The sequence below is a fragment of the Candidatus Angelobacter sp. genome (assembly GCA_035607015.1).
GTDB lineage: Bacteria > Verrucomicrobiota > Verrucomicrobiia > Limisphaerales > AV2 > AV2.
In genome coordinates, this window is record DATNDF010000484.1 from 1 (window position 1) to 17,966 (window position 17,966).

A 17,966-nucleotide genomic window follows, 5' to 3' on the forward strand; every position below is an offset into this window, starting at 1 on the left:
TGCTGCTGGTCGCCCTGGCCAACAATCTGGGAATCATGTGGGTTGCAGTCGAAGGCACCACACTGGTCTCGGTGCTGCTTGTGGCATTCTACAACGATCGTAATTCGCTCGAAGCTGCGTGGAAATACATCATCATCGGCAGCGTCGGCATCTCGCTCGCTCTTTTTGGTACTATCATGACTTATTTCGCGGCCGCCAACGTCGTGGGGCCGGACTCCAGCGGAGGATTGAACTGGTCGCTGCTCGTCACGGTCGCTGACCGGTTCAACCCGGCAGCGATGCGGCTGGCGTTCGTGCTGATCCTCGTCGGGTATGGCACCAAGGCGGGCCTCGTGCCGATGCATACTTGGAAGCCCGACGCGTATGCCGAGGCGCCCGCGCCGGCAGCGGCCCTGCTGGGTGCGGCTTTCATCAACTGCGCGCTCTACGCCATCACGCGTTTCACGATCCTGGCGGAAAAATGCCTCGGCCACGGATTCACGGGAACACTCCTCGTCACCTTCGGTCTGGCATCCATTCTTGTTGCCGCGCCGTTCGTGCTTGTGCAACGAAACTTTCGTCGTCTTCTTGCCTATTCGAGTATCGACCACGCGGGCATCATGGTGGCCGCGCTTGGTTTCGGCGGCAAACTCGGCGCATTCGGGGCGGTGCTCCACATGCTGTTCCACGCCATCACCAAGCCGTTGATGTTTTTTTGCGCGGGCAACGTGCAACAACACTACGGCACGCCGTTTCTTCGCAAAGTGACGGGTGTCATCCACACGTTGCCGTGGACGGGTGTCCTGTTTCTCGCCGGTACCCTGGCGGTGACAGGCACCCCGCCATTCAGCCTCTTTCAAAGCGAGTTCACCATTCTGAGCGCCGCGCTGACAGGGAAATACAACTGGCAGGCATTTCTTTTCCTCGCGGGCGTTGTAACCATTTTCGCCGGCTTCCTCAACCACATGGCGAAGCTAAATCTTGGAACGCCGCGCTCCGACGCCCCGTCGCCCGTGGCGGAGTGCCCTTGGAAACTGACCGCCATGGCAGCGGTCGGCTCGGGCACGCTGGTACTGGGCTTCTGGCTGCCCGCGCCCGCGCATCAACTCCTACAGGAGGCCGCGCGGATCATCGGAGGAGGTCCGCAGTGAACATCACGCCCGAACTCCAGCCCGTTCTCGCCGACGTGCGCGGGCGCTTTCACGACCGCCTCGACGATGTGCGCGCGCCGCAGCCCAACGAGATTTACCTCGACGCCAGGATCGATCTGGTCGCCGGCTTCTGTGGTCACCTCTACAAAAAGTGGGGAGCGCGGCTCGTCAGCCTGTTCGCCGACGACGCCGGGCCGACGGACGGCGTGTTCCATCTCTACTATGTTTTCGCCCTCGACTCGGCGCACGGTTTTTTCATACTGCGCGTGCCAGTACCGCCGGACCAGCCTGAATTCATGTCCCTCACCAACGCCGTCCACGCGGTCAACTGGCAGGAGCGCGAAGTGCAGGACCTCTTCGGGTTGAAACTTCTGGGCCATCCGAATCCGCGCCGGTGCGCCTTGCACGACGACTGGCCGATCGTGTTTCCGCTCCGCAAGGATTTCGACCTTCATACCCGGCTCCCGCCTTTCGAAGGTGAACGACATCAGTTCCGAGCGGTCGAGGGCGAAGGCGTCTTTCACGTGCCCGTCGGTCCCGTCCATGCCGGCGTCATTGAACCGGGACATTTTCTTTTCAGCGTCGCGGGCGAGCCGGTTCTCTATCTGCAGGTGCGCCTGTTTTATACGCACAAAGGCACCGAGAAGCTTTTCGAAAGCCTCCCCGTGACGCACGGCGTGCGACTGGCCGAAAGCATCTCCGGCGATTCCAGTTTCGCTCATGCGGCGGCATTTTGCCACGCCGTCGAACGGGCCGCACAGTGCGAGGCGCCGCCCCGCGCGCGCGCTTTGCGAACTATCTGCATCGAGCTGGAGCGCATTTACAATCACATCGCCGACATCGGCGCCATCTGCAATGACGTGGCCTTTGTCGCAGCTCACATGCACGCGATTCGACTCAAAGAACGCGTGCTGCGCGTGAACGAAGAACTCACGGGCAGCCGTTTGCTGCGCGGCATGGCCTGCCTTGGTGGCGTGCGATCTGATTTCGACGCAATCCAACTCCGCGCGCTGGCCGGGCTCGTGAACGAACTCGGAAAAGAATTTGGCGAGCTCGTCGAACTGATTCGCGCCAACTCCGGCACCCGCGACCGGCTCGAGACAACCGGCGTACTCAAGCCCGAGGTTGCGCGCGACCTTGGCGTCGTGGGGGTGGCCGGCCGGGCGTCAGGTTTCGATCACGACCTGCGAAGGGACTTCCCGCATGACTTTTACGGGCAGGTGAAATTCACGGTCCCGGTCTTCACGGAAGGCGACGTGCAACGTCGCATGGTAGTTCGGCGCGAAGAACTCTTCCAGTCGCTGGGTATTCTCCGGCAAGTGATCGAGCAGCTGCCAGACGGAGCCTTCCGGGCACCAATAGATGATGTGCCACCCGACCGCGTGGCGTTGGGTTACGTGGAAGGATGGCGCGGGGAGATTTTCCACTGGATACGCACGGCACCCGGCAATCGGCTTGCGCGCTGTAAGGTCAAAGACCCGTCGCTCCAGAACTGGCCCGCGTTGAGCGAGGCCGTCCTCGGCAATATCATCCCCGATTTCCCGGTGGTGAACAAGAGTTTCAACCTGTCCTATTCGGGAACCGACCGCTAGCCATGTTCGAGATAATTAAGAAAAGTCTGGGCACGGGCGTGGTAACAAGCGGGTACCCGAATACACCGGCGGAAGTGTCAAAATACGCGCGCGGAAAGCCCGCGATCGACTTCCCGCGTTGGAAAGACGCCCGTCCTTCCGCGGCGATCTGCCCTACTGGCGCCATCGCCTTCACCGACACCAACGGCCAGCGCACGGCGACACTGGATCTGGCCAAATGTATCTTCTGCGGATTGTGCGCGGACGTGGACCCGGCGATCCGGATGACGAACACCTGTGAATGCGCCGCGCCCGGTCGCGACGACCTCGTAAGCCGCGCGGTTTACAGCCTTACACGCGATGGAGCGCACGATCGCTTGCTCGACGGCCCTCGCGCCGCTGCCGTCGAAGGTGAATGCATCGAAGCGCAGGGCCGCCAATTGAAGGAAAGTCTTTATTCCACGCTGGGTCGCTCGCTCCATATCCGCCAGGTGGACGCCGGGTCGTGCAACGGCTGCGAAGTCGAAATCGTGAACCTGAGCGGTCCGATCTATGACATCGAACGCTTCGGCATTCATTTCGTGGCATCGCCACGTCATGCCGACATGCTTCTGGTTACCGGCCCGGTTACGCGCAATATGGAAACGGCGCTGAAGAACACTTACGACGCAATGCCCGCGCCGCGGCTCGTCGTGGCCGTCGGCGCGTGTGGTTGCAGCGGCGGCATTTTCGGCCGAAACTACGCCACGCGGGGAGGTGTAGATCAGGTTGTTCCGGTGGACGTGTACATCCCGGGCTGTCCGCCGAATCCGCATGCCCTCCTCCACGGAATTCTTCTGGCGATCGGCCGGATGCAACGACACCGTCATTCCGATCCCGAAAACTCCAATGAATCAGGGCGCTGATCTGACAGCCTATTATGCCCGGCGTGCCGACGAGTACGACAGGATTTATGCAAAACCAGAACGCCAGAACGACCTGGTTGCGCTGCGTGCCCTGCTGCGCGGAACATTCACCGACCACGATGTCCTCGAAGTCGCTTGCGGCACCGGTTACTGGACGCAAGTCATCAGCGAGTCGGCCAGGTCGGTCCTCGCCACTGACATCAATGAGACGGTCCTGGCGATCGCCCGGCGCAAAACGTACTCGAATTCGAACGTGCAATTTAAAACCGCCGACGCGCTCACGCTGGCTGACGTGGATGGCAACTTCACTGCGGGCTTCGCCGGATTCTGGTGGTCGCACATTCCCAGGGAGAGCTTGCAAACCGTACTGACGGCATTTCATGGGAAGCTCCTCCCCGGCTCGCTGGTTGTTTTTCTCGATAACAAATACGTCGAAGGAAGCAGTACGCCCGTGACCCGCCGGGACTGCGGCGGCAACACCTACCAGAAACGAAAACTGGAAGATGGGGCCGAGTTTGAGGTGTTGAAGAATTTTCCAACAGAGGCCGCCCTTCGCGAGGAGGTCGGTTCCCATTCCGGGAATCCGGAGGTCATGCAATTCACCTACTTTTGGTGCCTTCGTTACATCCTTCAGTGAAGCGGATGTCGGCATGGCAACCCGCCGTTCCGCCGCGCGACGGTCAGTTCAGCACAAGAATGCGATAGAACCGCTGCGAACTGCCGGCCAGGCTGTCATTGACGGTGAAGCTGTCACCCGTTGCAATGAAATCCACATCAAGCGGCTGCCAATTCGGTTCGTCGAGCGTGTCCTTGTATTCGACGCGGTAGGTCTTTCCGGGCACTGTTACGAAGCTGATCGCGTAACCACCGTTCTGCGCGGGGGCGATGCCGGTCACTTGCGGACGCGGCGCAACGCGAACCGCGAAACTGGCCGCACTGCTCATTGGCGGGGAACCGTCGTCGGTGACGCGCACGGTGATCAGGTTTGAAGTCGATGTTTGTGAAACATCAGGCCGCCATGAAAACAGACCATTCGCGGGGTTGATCGCTGCTCCCGTGGGCGCGCCGGAGTCGAGGCTGAAGGTCAGACTCTGCGCCGGCGTGTTTGTGTCACTTGCTACAACAGTGAACAACAGTAATTGACCTTCGATCACGATCTGGTCCTCAATGCGGACAACGGCCGGGGGCGTGTTCGAGGTCGCGAGGAAGTTGGAACCGCGCGGCGTTGGAGCGCCCAACCGATAGACTCCGGAGGCGCCATCCGGGAAACGGCCTTCACTCGTGTCCGTGGCCTGCGGGCCAAAGGAAACGAAATCAACGACGGTTCCGTCGGGCGCGAAGATGCCGATGGCATCGCCGCTTTTTGCCAGTTTGAAACCTGCGTGCAGGTCGGACCGGTTCGTACTGTTCTGCCCGGTCTCGCTGTCGGCCCAGACGAGCAGGTAACCGCGGGGTTCGATCGTGTACCCGTCAGGAATGCGGAACGCGGTCTTGTTGGTCAGGCTGGTGCCCAGATAGAAACCAGACAAATCGGCAATCGCGTCACCTGGATTGTAGATTTCAAACCAGTCCTCGAAATCGTTGTCTGCTGGGTCGGCCAGCGTCGTCACGTTGTCGGCCATCCACTCGTTGATGAACACAATCAGCGGTGGCGAAGCCGGATTGTTGGTCCCGCCGGGAGTCGTATAATAAAACACCCGGCGACCGCTTACCGTGCCGTCGGGGTAGGCGCCATAGGACCGGTCCGCCTGCTGTACATCATAGTTGAAGTAATCGAGGATGTTTGTTTGCCCGCCTCCTGTCTGAACAAGCGCAAGCGAGCCGGTAGCGGGCGGGATTGTGAAGCTGGTGTGCAATTCGTTCGCTGCCGATTCGCCGGCATTACCATCGAGCCACACAACCAGAAACTGGCCGGGCCCGATGTTTGCCCCCGCTGGAAATGGCCATTGCACCAGGTTCGAGTAGTCGTTTGCCAGATAAAAACTGCTGAGATCAACGTTAGTCGCGCCCCCGTTGTAGATCTCACACCAGGGATGGCGATGACCAAAGCGGTCCATCAGGCCGGTAAGATTGTTCGGCAGGACCTCGTTCAGCCACAGTTGCGGCATCGCCAGCAGAGACGCGCGTACTGAATTCGGCGCCCCCGGTGTGTAGCGCGAACCCGTGGGCGTGCCCGCGCTGGGCGCGACGTTTACGTTTGCGACGATCCCACTGCCTGAAAGACGGATGGTCAGTGTTCCGCCATTGGTGTTTTCCAGATACCAGAAACTTAGTGTGTACGGTTGTCCAGAGGCGAGCGCGGGCGAAAACGTCTGCCAGATGGACGAGGCTTGCGTCGTTCCGCCGCTCGACGCAACCACTTGCAAGCTGGCATTTCCCGAGTGCTTCACCGAACTGTTCAACGTCGAGCCAGACAGGTTCGCGGAAACCGTCCATGGACCCGGGAATGCGCTTTCAAAGTCGCCGTTTTGGATCACATTTGCGCCGACTTCCGGCAGCGTGCCAGCGACCAGTTTCAAGTCATCAATGAAAACCGAACCGGCGGATTGCAGGTAAACGTAAAGCGTCGAACTGGAGGCCGTGCCTGAGGCCGTCACGTAACGCCACTGCGGCAGGGGAGCTCCCGGTCCTGCGTTCGTGGGAACCGCTGTCCAATTGGCAACCCGATCATTGTCCTGCGCGGCGTCAATCAACTGGAGCGACGCGCCCGTGCCATTCGCGGCGGCGGGCCACGGGGTCTGGCTGTCGTAACGGACTTCATCCACAACAAGGTCCTGGTCGGGGGTCACACCGGGCTCGATCAGGCGAAGCGTCTCACCGTTGTTCTGCAGCTTTCCGTCGAACTCGCCAACGACCGCAATCGTTCCGCCATAAGCCTGGGCGAAGGCGACGCGGTCCTCCGCCACCACCAGAAAGCCGCCGGGCGCGATCACCGATCCGCCCGGAAAGGTAAAATTCGCACCCTCCAACCGCCAGCCCGTAAGGTCGAACGCATTCGCTGTCGAAGAGTTGTAAATCTCGACGAATGACGCGTTGGGCACCGCGGGATTGTACATGATTTCGTTGATCACCAGTTTGTCCTGCGGCTGCTCCACCGCTCCGGTGTAATTCACATTGATCGCGGAGCTGGCGCCACTGAGCGGATTCCCTTGCGCATCCAGCCCCTGGACCGTCAGGGTATTGGGGCCGCCAGCCAGTGCCACGAACGCGGTCCAGTTCGACACCGAAGTCCAGAACACGGGATAAACCGCGCCATTAATGGTGATCGTGCGCACGTCGATTTGCGCCGTACCGGTCAACGCGATGAGATTGCGGTTCGTGCTCAGATCGCCGCCACTGTTGAGAGTAATCGCAAAATTTGCCGGGACGTTCGTAGTGATCAGACCCAGCAAATAGTTGCGTCGCTGGCTGAGGTAGGACTGGATGGACGATGGGTTGTCGATGGTGCGACCGTTGGCCACCATCGCGTTATAGCGCGCGGTGATGAGTGGGTTCGCTTTCGTCGCCACCAGGGGCCCGTTCGCCAGGTCCTGCAGGATTTGCCAATAGCGGCGCCGGTAGGCCGCTTCACTCAGATCGATGCCGTTGCTCCGGCCGATTCCCGAAAACATATCGTCACCCGTCGGGCCCAGTGATGCGAAGGCGAAATCGATGTCCCAGATCATCATCTTCCAGGTGTCATCCACCGGCTTGTACGAATACATGTTCTGGCCGCCGCCAAAAGCGAAACTGTCGTTGTTTCCGACGATGTGCTCAACCGCGTAGGTTTTCAGCCAGTTATCCACATCCACTGTCGCTTCAAGCTGGTGCCGATAGTTGCTGCCCAGCCCGTTGAAATTCGCGGCATTGACAAGGGCAAACAGGTTTGTGAAATTGCTCGCCGAGTCCTGGACCGCCCGCTTCGCAAACGTCCACCGGTAACGCGCCAGTTTTTTCTGCCCGCCGGTGGTAGTAAAATTTTGAAGCGTCGCCCCGTTTGCGGAAAAACTGGAAGCCGAATCATCGAATTCGAACCAGAGTTGCACCTTGTGCAGTTCGCCATTCGCGCCGTCTGGATAGAACTCAGTGGTCATGTCGCCGTTAGGTTGCTGCACGTCCTCGAACATCTCGGCGCGCCGGACGCCATTGACAAACAGGTTGATGTGACGGCGATGGCAATAGGGCAAACCGATCTGGTTCGCGATCCAATACGCGGTCTGCTCCCTCTGATAGCTGTTGTCGCCGCCTCCATTCCCCGGCCATTGAAGCGTAGCGTCGGTTTCTCCCAGCAGCGGATCATCGTCTGGAAACGTGACCAGATAATCGCAGACGTTCCCAATCGGCGAGTTGAAACCAGGTGCGTGATATGGGCTGCCCGAATATTCGCCGCCGATGTTGTAAACCACGCGGTAATTGCCGAAAACGAAGGTGCAATCGAGCGGCTTGTTGCTGAGATGCTCGCGGTTCGACCACCGGTTCAACGTCGCCTGAGTCATCCACAGGCGGTATGTGCCGAAATTGCCGCCTTGCGCAGGATCGCCCCAGCGCACGAGGCACTCGCGAGTCGGCGCGTCGTTCGGAAACAATGTCACCGCCGCAGGCGTGGAGTTGTCCGAGGCCTGAATGTGAAACGCTGCAATTGCGCCGGCCGGCTGTCCCGGAATCGTCGCGCTGAACAACCCCGCGCCGTTGTTGGCCATCGTGACCACGTTCAGGTTGGTCGAGGGATCGACGCGGTATTTCAACAAAAGCGTCGCCAGGCCGTCGGGATCGTGAACGCGCGCAATGACCGTCACGGCCTGGTTGGCGACGGGCAACACCGGGGAATGTTTCACATCCGTGATGGCCGGCCCGGCATCCGGCACCGAGCGGCTGTTTGGCGCGCCGGGCGTGCCCAGATTGCGCGCTGTTAATATATTTCCCGTGGCCTCCAGCCAGTTTCCCTTCAGTCGCAAAAGGATTTCGGGACTTCCAGCGAGCCAGCGAACCTTGGCGCGAAGGGTGGCAGTCTGGCCCCCGTTCAATGGAGACGTCAGCGCTGTGCGAACGCGGTTGGCGCCCGTGTCGCCGCGATCCACCGCGCGCACGTGCAGACAGTGCGCACTGTTGTTGAACCCGACACCCGGGCCGGTCTCCAGGCCCGAATCCTCGTGATTGCCCTGCGCAAACCAGCCATTCATGCCGGACTCGAAGTCGGAATTGGCAATCCGATTCGGCCCGCCACTGGCGAACACCTCGACGTTGTCCACGAGACATTCTCCGGGTCCAAGCAGAATGATCTGGAGCGAATCGGCGGCACCGCTCCCATTGTCGAGCACACCGGTGAATTCGATGTTGGTCCAGCCGCTCTTGCCCGACTCGTCGCTGTCCGCCCAGTTCGGCGCAAGCCGATGGTCGCTGCGTGGATCCATCAGTTCGAGGCTGCTCCCGCCGCCGTGCGCCCATTTGCCCCAGCGTCCGCCCGTACCGTAGGTCACTTCGTCCACGATGATATGAATGATGTTGGTGACCACCTGTCCCGCCGCGTTTGTGCTAGCGATTTCGTCGGGCATCGCCAGCGCAAGATGTTCCCCGCCGCGCGACAACGAGCCGCTGAAGTCACCGAGCGTATTTGTGCCGGTCAAAGTTGGATAATTCGTCAGCATTCTCGCCGCGTTTTTCGCGATTAAGAGGTAGCCGTCCGGGGGAATCGTCGTGCCGGGCGGGATTGTGTAGCTGATGCCATCAGTAAAGCTCCAGCGGCCAACGTCAACGGGCGCGGCAGTGTGGTTGAGCAGTTCGACGTATTGGTCGTCGTCCTGACCGCTGACCGGGGCGTACATGATCTCGTTGATGACCACGGGCGGAATCCGCAGCCGGCCATTTTTCGCGCCGGGCGTCTTCGTTTGCAGTCGGTAGAGTCCCGCGGCGCCGTCGGGATAACGCCCGGTCGAAACCCCGTTTTCCTGCGAGCCAAAACGCACCGCGTCTATGACCCTTGTGTTGCCGGGATCCTTGAAGTAAATCGTTTCTCCCGCCGCGCTCAATCTGAATCCCATTTGTGTTTCGTCGAAATACGCAAAGCTTTGCGGCTGGATCACGGTATTGGGCGGGATGAGGAATTTATTCGTGGTCGGGTCATCGGTGAGGATGCAATTGGAGAGGTCCACGGGTGCCGCGCTGTAGTTGAATAGTTCTATGAAATCGAAGTCCGGCGGATCAGTGTGCGCAAGAAACTCGTTGATGACAACCGTGCGGTAGGGATTCGCGAGCGGAATTTCCGCAACGCCGGGCGTACCGCCCATCAGGTCGCTGGCCGCCCATGCCGCCGGATTCCTTTCGCCAAGCGTCGGCCGGGCCAGCACCAGCGAATGTCCAGCGCCGTCCGGCGCTGCGGGCCACGGAGGATCGCCCGAATAATTCACTTCAAATACGATTCCACTCTGCCGGTTGCGCAAGCGCAAAGTCCCGGAGCTGTTGGAAAGCCTGTTCGTGTAGGGCCCGATGACGTTGGCGATGCCGTAAACGCTTTGAATGTCCGCCGGCACTGCCGCCACCACCAGATAACTGCGCGCGGCAAGGACTGTGTTTGACGCGAAGGTGAAATTTATGTCGCCCGTCAGCCGGAATCCGCTGATGTCCTCGAAGTACGGATTTGAGTTGAACAGCTCGACGAATTCGAGGTTCTTGCCATCCACGCGGTTCGTCGGATGGTACATGGTCTCGGAAATGATCACCGGGCCATGGCGCGTGGACGGACCCACCGGCTCCGGCGGCGGCCGGACAAAGGAAATATCCAGCGGTATTGAGTCCAGCGTGAATGTGCGCTGCGTGTTCGCCAGGATGGTGTTTGGTGTGGTGGCGCGGTCGCGGACATTGTTCACCGTTAGCGTGTACGTTGTCTTCGTCGCCATCGGTGTCGTGGTGAGAATCACCGTCCTCGTGTCGGTCCCGAATGCGGCCGACAGGACCGTCACGCCGTTGTCGATCGTGTAATACCCCGGCGTGGTCGCACTGGCTGCCTCGACCGGTTCCGAGAAAATCACGGTGAGGATTTGCGGATCACCCAGGCTGCCCACAGAAGTGAGCGTTGGTCGCGTAACGTCAGGATTGACCGTCAGTATGGCTGACAGGCTGTTTGTCGAGCCATACGCATTGAGGATAAAACAACTGAACGCGTTTCCGCTGTCGCCAAGCACGACCGGTGAAATGAAGTAGGACGAGTTCGTCGCGTTGGAAATGTCGGTACCATTGAGCTGCCATTGGAAGGTCGCCCCGAGGTAATGCGAGAGTTGGACCATAAACGTTGCGCTGCCACCTTCGACCACGGCAACATTCGTCGGTTGGGTGGTGATAACCGGCGGGCCAAGACCGTAAGGCACGAGAAAACTTCCCGGAATCGGTGCTGCGCCATTCACCGCGGCGGCATCTCCCGGCTTTTGCCACGTCACCCCGAGATTGTCACCGCCGCCGCCCTCCTTTTGCAGCGCCTCGATGTAATAACGAAAACCGTTGGTCAGCGTGACGGTCGCTGATTTCTGACTGGCTTGGTTGTTCCATTCGCGTGAGCTGGTCCACGAGACCACTGAAGCAATCTGCACCTTGTGCGCCGGGTCTTCGTCCGTGCTCAGGTAAAGCGCCGAGTTGTCGTCGCTCGCAACCCAAAAAATGTAACTGCCGGTGGCGGGCGGAACCAATAAAGCACGCATCCGCTGGCCGTAATTGTCCGCGAAGTTTGACGGCGCTTCAAAGGCGTTCTCGATAAACTCCTCGTCGGGGCGCGCCGGAAAGCCGGGCGCGCTGGTCAGGTTCGCAACCGCGGTGCCGCTGATGTTGTAATAGACCTCCCGCAGGACGCCACTGGACTGGCCAAAAGCGGTGACAGCGGACAACAAAAACGACGCCACTGCCGCAGGGAGGAACTTCATTGGCGGAAATGACATCGGGGAGGATTGAGCAGATTGCGTGCTGATTCAGGCCATCGGATTAACGTTCAGCACCGTAAACACAAACGGGTTGCAAAGCAAGGAAGGAAACGGCTTTGAGGATGAGTCGGACGACTCAACCGGCATTCTCCGAGGGTGTTGCGGATATCTCCAGCATCCGTTCGATCGGCAATCGGGCCCGCCGAATAATCTCCTCCGGCAGTTCGATGCGCGGCGACAGGTTCCTCATGCAGTCGCGCAGTTTTACGAGCGTGTTCATTTTCATGTAACGGCACTCGCTGCATCGGCAGTTGTCCGCCGGCATCCTCATCACGTCGAATACCGGGGCGCAGAGGAATTCCTTTCCCGGGCACTCCTTGTGCAAGCGATGAATGATGCCTGACTCCGTGACGATCACGAATCGCTGGGCCGGGCTCGTGCGGCAGTAATCAATCATCTTTTCCGTCGAACAAACCGCATCCGCCACGTCGCGCACCTCGCGCAGGCTTTCGGGATGCACGACGATTTTCGCGTCCGGATAGCGGTTGCGCCATCGCAGCACGTTGTCGCGCCGGAACTCGACATGCGCGTAACAGTTGCCCTTCCACAACGTCATCGGGCGGCCGGTCTGCTCCGTCACCCACGCGCCGAGATTCTCGTCCGGCACGAACAACAGGTCGCGGTCCTGCGGCGCGGCCTTGACGATCTTTACCGCGTTGCCGCTGGTGCAAATCACGTCACTCAACGCCTTCACTTCCGCGCTGCAATTGATGTAGGTGACTGTATAAAACTTCGGATTTGTCGCTTGAAACGCGCGCAATTTTTCCGCCGGGCAACTCTCTTCGAGCGAGCATCCGGCGTCCTTGTCCGGTAGCACGACAATTTTGTTGGGATTCAAAATCTTCGCGGTCTCGGCCATGAAATGCACGCCGCTGAAAACGATGACATCGGCGCTGGTTTTGGCAGCCTGCTGCGACAAACCGAGGGAATCACCCACGTAATCGGCCGCGTCCTGAATCTCCGGCACCTGGTAATTATGGGCGAGAATGATCGCGTTCAGTTTCCGCTTCAGTTCGAGGATTTCGCGAGACAAGTCGTCAGAATTCACTGACGGTTTCGGTTTCCAGACCGGGAAACGATCCACACCGGCAGGCTGAAGTTCGCTAATGTCGATCACGCCAAGAAGCTACTGCCCGGAATCCAAGCCGTCAACGAACGTGGAAGAGACCGAAAAAGCACAGCAACGGCGGTGCGCGCCATCGAGGTTAAGTTGCACCGCCACCGCGGCTCGACCAAACTCCAACCGCAGCGCATGTGCCAAACCAAAGCGTTCCGGGTTGAAGTTCGAGTTCCACAACGCCCACGTTCAACCACAAAGTCGTACGAGGTACGATAACAAAGTGTCGCATCTTCCAACCGCGAACTCGTTTTGAGGATCACTCTAGTTCCGGGGCTCGAGCGGTTTTAATGTGCTTCGGATTTTAACCGCCTCCAATACATTTTGGATCGCACTGACAACCAGGTCGGGCTGCGTAAGCTGAATCTCGTGCACCGGGTAATCGCTCTCTGCGAACACGCTGTTGCCGGAAAGGTTCGCAAGACTCCGTTCCCCTTCAACGCGCACCTGCTCCATTCTCTCCATATCCTTCTGAGTTGCGCCCTGCTCAGGCGTGTGCGCTTTGGATTTTCTCGTCAAGACAACCAACGGCTTCTTTCCCAATGGATGTTCGATGCGAAGTCGGTCCGCAAAAAGCAGGATCGCTTCCTCGCTTCCATACGGGTTGTAATCCGTCACATTCGATTGAGGCAGGGACATTGCCCACAAACGAATCTTTTGAATCGGTTCCGGCAGCCTGGTGAATGGATCTTCAATCGTTGGAGGTCCCGCCCATTTCAGGAATTGCTGATAGCCCTCCAGTTCGGGTGCCGTCAAAACGCGCTCGTCGTCATTGATTTTCGCGCGCGCTGCCGGAACCACCCTTGGTTTGACATCATCCCAGCTGCGGACAATTTTCCCATTGATGTTGCCAAAACTGTTCTCAAAGCTTGAATCAACGAGCACCATCCCGGCGACCTGATCCGGATAGTCGGCGGCGAAGACCCGGACCAGCATGCCACCATAGGAATGTCCGACCATGACCAAAGGACCAGAAACTCCGGCCTGGGCGAGCAGCCGATGCAAATCTGCAACCGCCTGCCTCATGGTCCGCGGCCTTGGGCCCAACTCGCTCCAGGCATGTCCCGCCCGATCATAACTGCAAACCGTCGTGAATTTTTCCACCTCGCGTTGTACGAAATACCAATCCAGCGAGAAGGCTCCCGCACCCGCCTCAAGAACGACCGTCGGACCGCCGTTTCCAGTGCGATACAAATGCATCTTGTGCCCGCCAACGTCGTATAGCCTGCCCAACGGGGCCGGCTCTGTTTTGAGTTCCACGCCTGCTCCATGAAGGCTGCTGCCGCACAAAAGAACACCTCCGAGCGCTGTCGTGATGACCTTTAAAGCATTTTGCATGCGTCGGGCTTAACAGGATTTCAACGCCCGGTCTTGAAGAGTTGAAACATTTTTGTCTGGCCTTAGCGCGAATAGTTCCTGGACTTGAACTCTCCCGGCGTCATCCCGACAACCTGTTTGAAAACCCTGCAAAAATGCGCTTGATCGGCGAAACCACAATTCATTGCGATTTCGCTCAACGGCAATTCCTCTTCGCACATGGCCCTGCACGCTGACTGTATTCTGAGCCGACGAACGTATCCGGCCACAGTCGTTTGAAAATGCCACCGAAACTCACGGGCCAGATGGACGGGATGGACTCCCACGCTATCGCCAATGCTTTGAAGTGACAGGGTTTCGGAATAACGTTCGTGCAAAAGGTCTCGCGCCCGTTTCAGCCAGTGGGGCGCAGTTTGGCGTTCGTGCGAAGACAAGTTTCGATGGATTTCGGACAAAGCTCTTAGAACCGCGCCTTCTATGGCCAGCTGCGACACATCATCTGTATGAAGGAACTCCCGATGGATTCCGGCCGTCACCCAGGACAGCTCACATTTCTGGAAATGAGCTGACCTTCTTAAGGCGCAGGAAACGTGCGGATTCTGCTCAACCCAATCGGCGCCAAACTCCACATGCAGGCACCGCAACCCCGCGGGGCCGACGGTCTGCGCGTGGGTTTCCCGGGCCGGATGGAGGGCAACGGTATTGGGCTCGTAAAATCGATGACCTTTTCCAAGATCCTCCCGCTGCGATCCGGTGAGCGTCAAGATCATGTAAGCATTCTCGTGGGAATGCCTGGGGATTTTGCTCTCTGGCAAGTATACACACTCCGAGAGAATCAACCGTCCGATCCGGATTTCGGACCTCTTTTTACCAAAGTACTGGCCTTCAGAAAGCCTCGTGTCCACGGCGGGACAGTAGCTTCGTGCGATGAACGCGGCAAGAAGACTCCGTGATCCCGGCTCCGTGCAACAGCCTGGAGCGGATGCGAAGGCTGCTCGTAACGTTGCGTGTCTCGTCAATCACCCAACGCTTGTCCATCAATTCGAGCCAAGGCCACCGCTACGCCGCCTCCGCCGCCGAAGTCGTTCAGTTCAGCGGCACGCCACGACGGATGTAAGTAGGCACATCGAGGTCTTCACCGTGGTAGATCGTCGGCTCGCTCTTCTCGAAGCGGCCCCTGGAAATAATGTCGAGCGGCAACACGCCCTGTCGCATGTTTGACCTGGGTTTTCGATAAGTCTTCCCGCTCTGCTGGGCCAGCAGCTGCTCCTTTTTGTCGGGCGCCAATTCGGGTGGCGGCGCGACAAATCGTGACGCCGGCCGAATCGCCCGCCCTTTTTCAAAAAATTCAGCGCCGATTGCAGCCGACTCTTCGCCGGCACCTCTTGATCCACCCGGTCTCATCACCGAGGCGGCGGCGAACGCCTTTTCGCCGGTGGCAGTCTGGTCCGCCTCGTCCGCGTTGCAACGCGTGGCAATGACGGTAACACCGAGGCGGTCGCCCAATTCCGCCTCGACCATGGCGCCCATGATGACGCGTGCGCTTTCGCAGGCGCGATTGAGTTGCGACATGACCCGATTCACTTCCGCCATGGTCAGATCCCTGCCCGCGACAATGTTCACCAGCACTGAACCGGCATCGCGCAGAACGGCCCCGCCCTCCAGCAACGGGCTGGCCAGAAGTTTTTCAACCACCTCCCGTGCCCGGTGCTCACCGCGGGCCTCGGCGCAGGCGAACGCACTTTCGGCGTGCCGGCCGCGCACCACCGAACAGAGATCGGCAAAATCCACATTGATGATTCCGGCGCGCGCCAGCAACCGCCAGATGCTGCGCAGTCCCTGTGCCAGCAGATCATTCGTGATTTTGAATGTTTCAATCAGACTCGTGTTTTCATCGATCAGCTTGAGCACCCGCTGATTTGGCAGGCAGAGCACCGCATCGGCAGCCTCCTTGAGTTCCTCCAGGCCGGCCTGGGCCTGGGTATGGCGCCGTGGTCCTTCACACTCGAACGGCAGCGTGGCAATGGCGAGTACAAGCGCACCCGCTTCCCTGGCCGCGCGCGCCAGAACCGGGCTCGCACCAGTGCCGGTGCCGCCGCCAAGACCGGTCACAATCACAACGACCTCCGCGCCCGCGCAGAGTTTACGCAACAGTTCGGTGTCCGCTTCCGCAGCGGCCCGTCCCAGTTCCGGATCTCCGCCCGCACCGAGGCCGCGCGTCAACGAGGCGCCCAACGGCAGGACGCATTCCACCGACAAATCGAGGAGCGACTGAATATCCGTGTTCACAGCTGCAAAACTGACGCCGGCAAACTCTCCCGACGCAATATGCTCGACGGCATTGCAACCGGCGCCTCCCACGCCAAACACCTTCAGTGCGGGTCCCTTGTTGAGCCGGTCCGCGTTCAAAACGCTTTCTCTTTGCTTTTTCATGGGTCGTTCCATTTATTTTTTCACCGCGCGAATCAACTGGCCAACCTTGCTTCTGATGCCGCCCAGTCCGCCGCGTCCGGCCCGTTTTTTCGTCTGGAACGAACCGAACTTGGCCAATCCGATTGCTGTCGCAAATTCCGGCTGATCCAGCGCCGACTTGAGCCCGCTGATCGAATTGGTCTTGCCCAGCGACACGGGCATCCCGAAGACCTGCCCGGCCATTTCCTGAATGCCAGGTATGCGCGCGCCGCCGCCGCACAGATAGACTCCGGAACGCAAATAATCGAGCAACCCGGTCTGGCCGACCTCCTGTGCGATCAGGCGGAAAATCTCCTCCAGGCGGAGCGATACGATGCGGCGAAGGTGCTCGAGGTTGATCGACCGCTCGACCAGGCCGTGGCTGTTTGCAATCGGAATGGTCTGTCCTTTCACGCTCTCGTCCACAAGCACGGAGCTGTGCTCAACCTTGAGTTGCTCGGCCCGGCTGAGCGGAACCTTCAAACCGTACGCCAGATCATTTGATACGTGGTCGCCGCCGACAGCCAGCAAGCCCGTGTGTTTCACGATGCCGTCCGCGCAGATCACGTATTCGGTGGTGCCGCCGCCGATATCAATGACGAGGGCCCCGAGCTCCTTTTGTTCGTTGCTCAACAACGCAAGCGAAGAGGCGAGTCCGTTAAAAACAATATCCTCAACCTCCAGTTGCAGACTCTTCACTGCGCGGATCGGGTTCTGCAGCCGGTTAAAATTGCCGTGGACGACGTGAACGTCCACTTCCACCTTCGCCCCGAGCATTCCGACCGGGTTCTGAATTCCGTCCTGGCCGTCCACGCGGAAGTGCTGGCGGATGACGTGGACGACATGATTTTCGGCCGGCAGATTGATGGCTTTGGCGTTTTTGATGGCGTCCTGCACGTCCTCGTCGGTGATCTCGCGATCTGCGGAAACAACCGGATGCACACCGCGATTGTTGAAGCCGCGCAGGTGACCGCCGCTGACGCCGAGGTAAACGCTCCGCACCTCCACGTCAGCCATCTGTTCCGCCTCGACGATGGCGTTGCGAATGTCCTCGCTGGCAAGTGTTGCGTCCACGATCTCGCCTTTGCGCACGCCTCGCGAGCGGGACTGGCCGACGCCGATGATGCTTAATGCGCCGGCGTCGTTCACCTCACCGACGACCGCGCATATTTTAGAAGTCCCGGTTTCCAGTCCGACGATGACGGAGGATTGATCAAACATGTTTCTTCCTGTTGAACGGATGTTTGTTGAGTTTGGGTGTGGCCGGCGGCGCCGCGCCGGCGTCGAGCCAGGTCAAGGGGGGGTTGTTCATGACGGACAGATCGAACGTTCTGATGACTTTGCCGATCTCCTGGCCGTAGTCGTGGGCAAGCCTCCAGTGGCGCAACTGATCCTCGGTGTGGTCGAGGGCGAAGGTGATCTGCCCGCCCTGCCCGGTCGTGACCTGCAACACTCCCGTCCCGGAAACGTCCACCGTCTTCAAGTCAACAAGCCCGGCCATCGGCGAGTTTTCAAACGCGGCGATCAAATGC

10 protein-coding genes are annotated in these 17,966 nt (G+C 59.5%); 4 read left to right on the forward strand and 6 right to left on the reverse strand.

What is annotated here, in order from left to right:
• From VN887_19240 to VN887_19255, 4 genes are all read left to right on the forward strand, one after another.
• Positions 1 to 1,130 (forward strand): proton-conducting transporter membrane subunit (locus VN887_19240; GenBank protein HXT42152.1); only part of this gene is annotated, 1,130 nt, incomplete at its 5' end.
• A complete protein-coding gene (locus VN887_19245; GenBank protein ID HXT42153.1) occupies positions 1,127 to 2,722 on the forward strand; it encodes an NADH-quinone oxidoreductase subunit C in 1,596 nt (531 codons plus the stop codon). The genes VN887_19240 and VN887_19245, both read left to right, overlap by 4 nt.
• A gap of 2 nt (positions 2,723 to 2,724) precedes the next feature.
• Complete coding sequence (gene nuoB / locus VN887_19250) at positions 2,725 to 3,606, forward strand: NADH-quinone oxidoreductase subunit NuoB (GenBank protein ID HXT42154.1); 882 nt, start codon at positions 2,725 to 2,727, stop codon at positions 3,604 to 3,606.
• Positions 3,590 to 4,243 (forward strand): class I SAM-dependent methyltransferase, encoded by a 654-nt coding sequence (locus tag VN887_19255; GenBank protein HXT42155.1) that lies wholly within the window; start codon positions 3,590 to 3,592, stop codon positions 4,241 to 4,243. The genes nuoB and VN887_19255 overlap by 17 nt, the downstream gene beginning before the upstream one ends.
• Before the next feature lie 43 nt (positions 4,244 to 4,286).
• Here VN887_19255 and VN887_19260 read toward each other — a convergent pair whose 3' ends face one another.
• From VN887_19260 to VN887_19285, 6 genes are all read right to left on the reverse strand, one after another.
• Positions 4,287 to 11,492, reverse strand: coding sequence for a lamin tail domain-containing protein (locus tag VN887_19260; GenBank protein HXT42156.1), 7,206 nt, complete (start codon positions 11,490 to 11,492; stop codon positions 4,287 to 4,289).
• Positions 11,493 to 11,625: 133 nt separating this feature from the next.
• Complete coding sequence (gene nadA / locus VN887_19265) at positions 11,626 to 12,666, reverse strand: quinolinate synthase NadA (GenBank protein ID HXT42157.1); 1,041 nt, start codon at positions 12,664 to 12,666, stop codon at positions 11,626 to 11,628.
• Positions 12,667 to 12,930: 264 nt separating this feature from the next.
• Complete coding sequence (locus VN887_19270) at positions 12,931 to 14,004, reverse strand: alpha/beta hydrolase (protein ID HXT42158.1); 1,074 nt, start codon at positions 14,002 to 14,004, stop codon at positions 12,931 to 12,933.
• 1,065 nt (positions 14,005 to 15,069) lie between these two features.
• On the reverse strand, positions 15,070 to 16,416 hold the full coding sequence (ftsZ, locus tag VN887_19275) for a cell division protein FtsZ (GenBank protein HXT42159.1): 1,347 nt from the start codon (positions 16,414 to 16,416) through the stop codon (positions 15,070 to 15,072).
• 12 nt (positions 16,417 to 16,428) lie between these two features.
• Entirely contained in the window at positions 16,429 to 17,655 is a 1,227-nt protein-coding gene (gene ftsA, locus VN887_19280) for a cell division protein FtsA (GenBank protein HXT42160.1), read from the reverse strand.
• Positions 17,648 to 17,966, reverse strand: a 319-nt coding sequence (locus VN887_19285) for a hypothetical protein (protein HXT42161.1), incomplete at its 5' end; no start/stop codon positions are given. The genes ftsA and VN887_19285, both read right to left, overlap by 8 nt.

Excerpts from the sequence above, each read along its gene's own strand:
- VN887_19260 (HXT42156.1), bottom strand. The coding sequence starts at position 11,492 with ATGAAGTTCCTCCCTGCGGCAGTGGCGTCGTTTTTGTTGTCCGCTGTC.
- VN887_19270 (HXT42158.1), bottom strand. The coding sequence starts at position 14,004 with ATGCAAAATGCTTTAAAGGTCATCACGACAGCGCTCGGAGGTGTTCTT.
- nuoB (HXT42154.1), top strand. The coding sequence starts at position 2,725 with ATGTTCGAGATAATTAAGAAAAGTCTGGGCACGGGCGTGGTAACAAGC.
- VN887_19255 (HXT42155.1), top strand. The coding sequence starts at position 3,590 with ATGAATCAGGGCGCTGATCTGACAGCCTATTATGCCCGGCGTGCCGAC.
- ftsZ (HXT42159.1), bottom strand. The coding sequence starts at position 16,416 with ATGAAAAAGCAAAGAGAAAGCGTTTTGAACGCGGACCGGCTCAACAAG.
- ftsA (HXT42160.1), bottom strand. The coding sequence starts at position 17,655 with ATGTTTGATCAATCCTCCGTCATCGTCGGACTGGAAACCGGGACTTCT.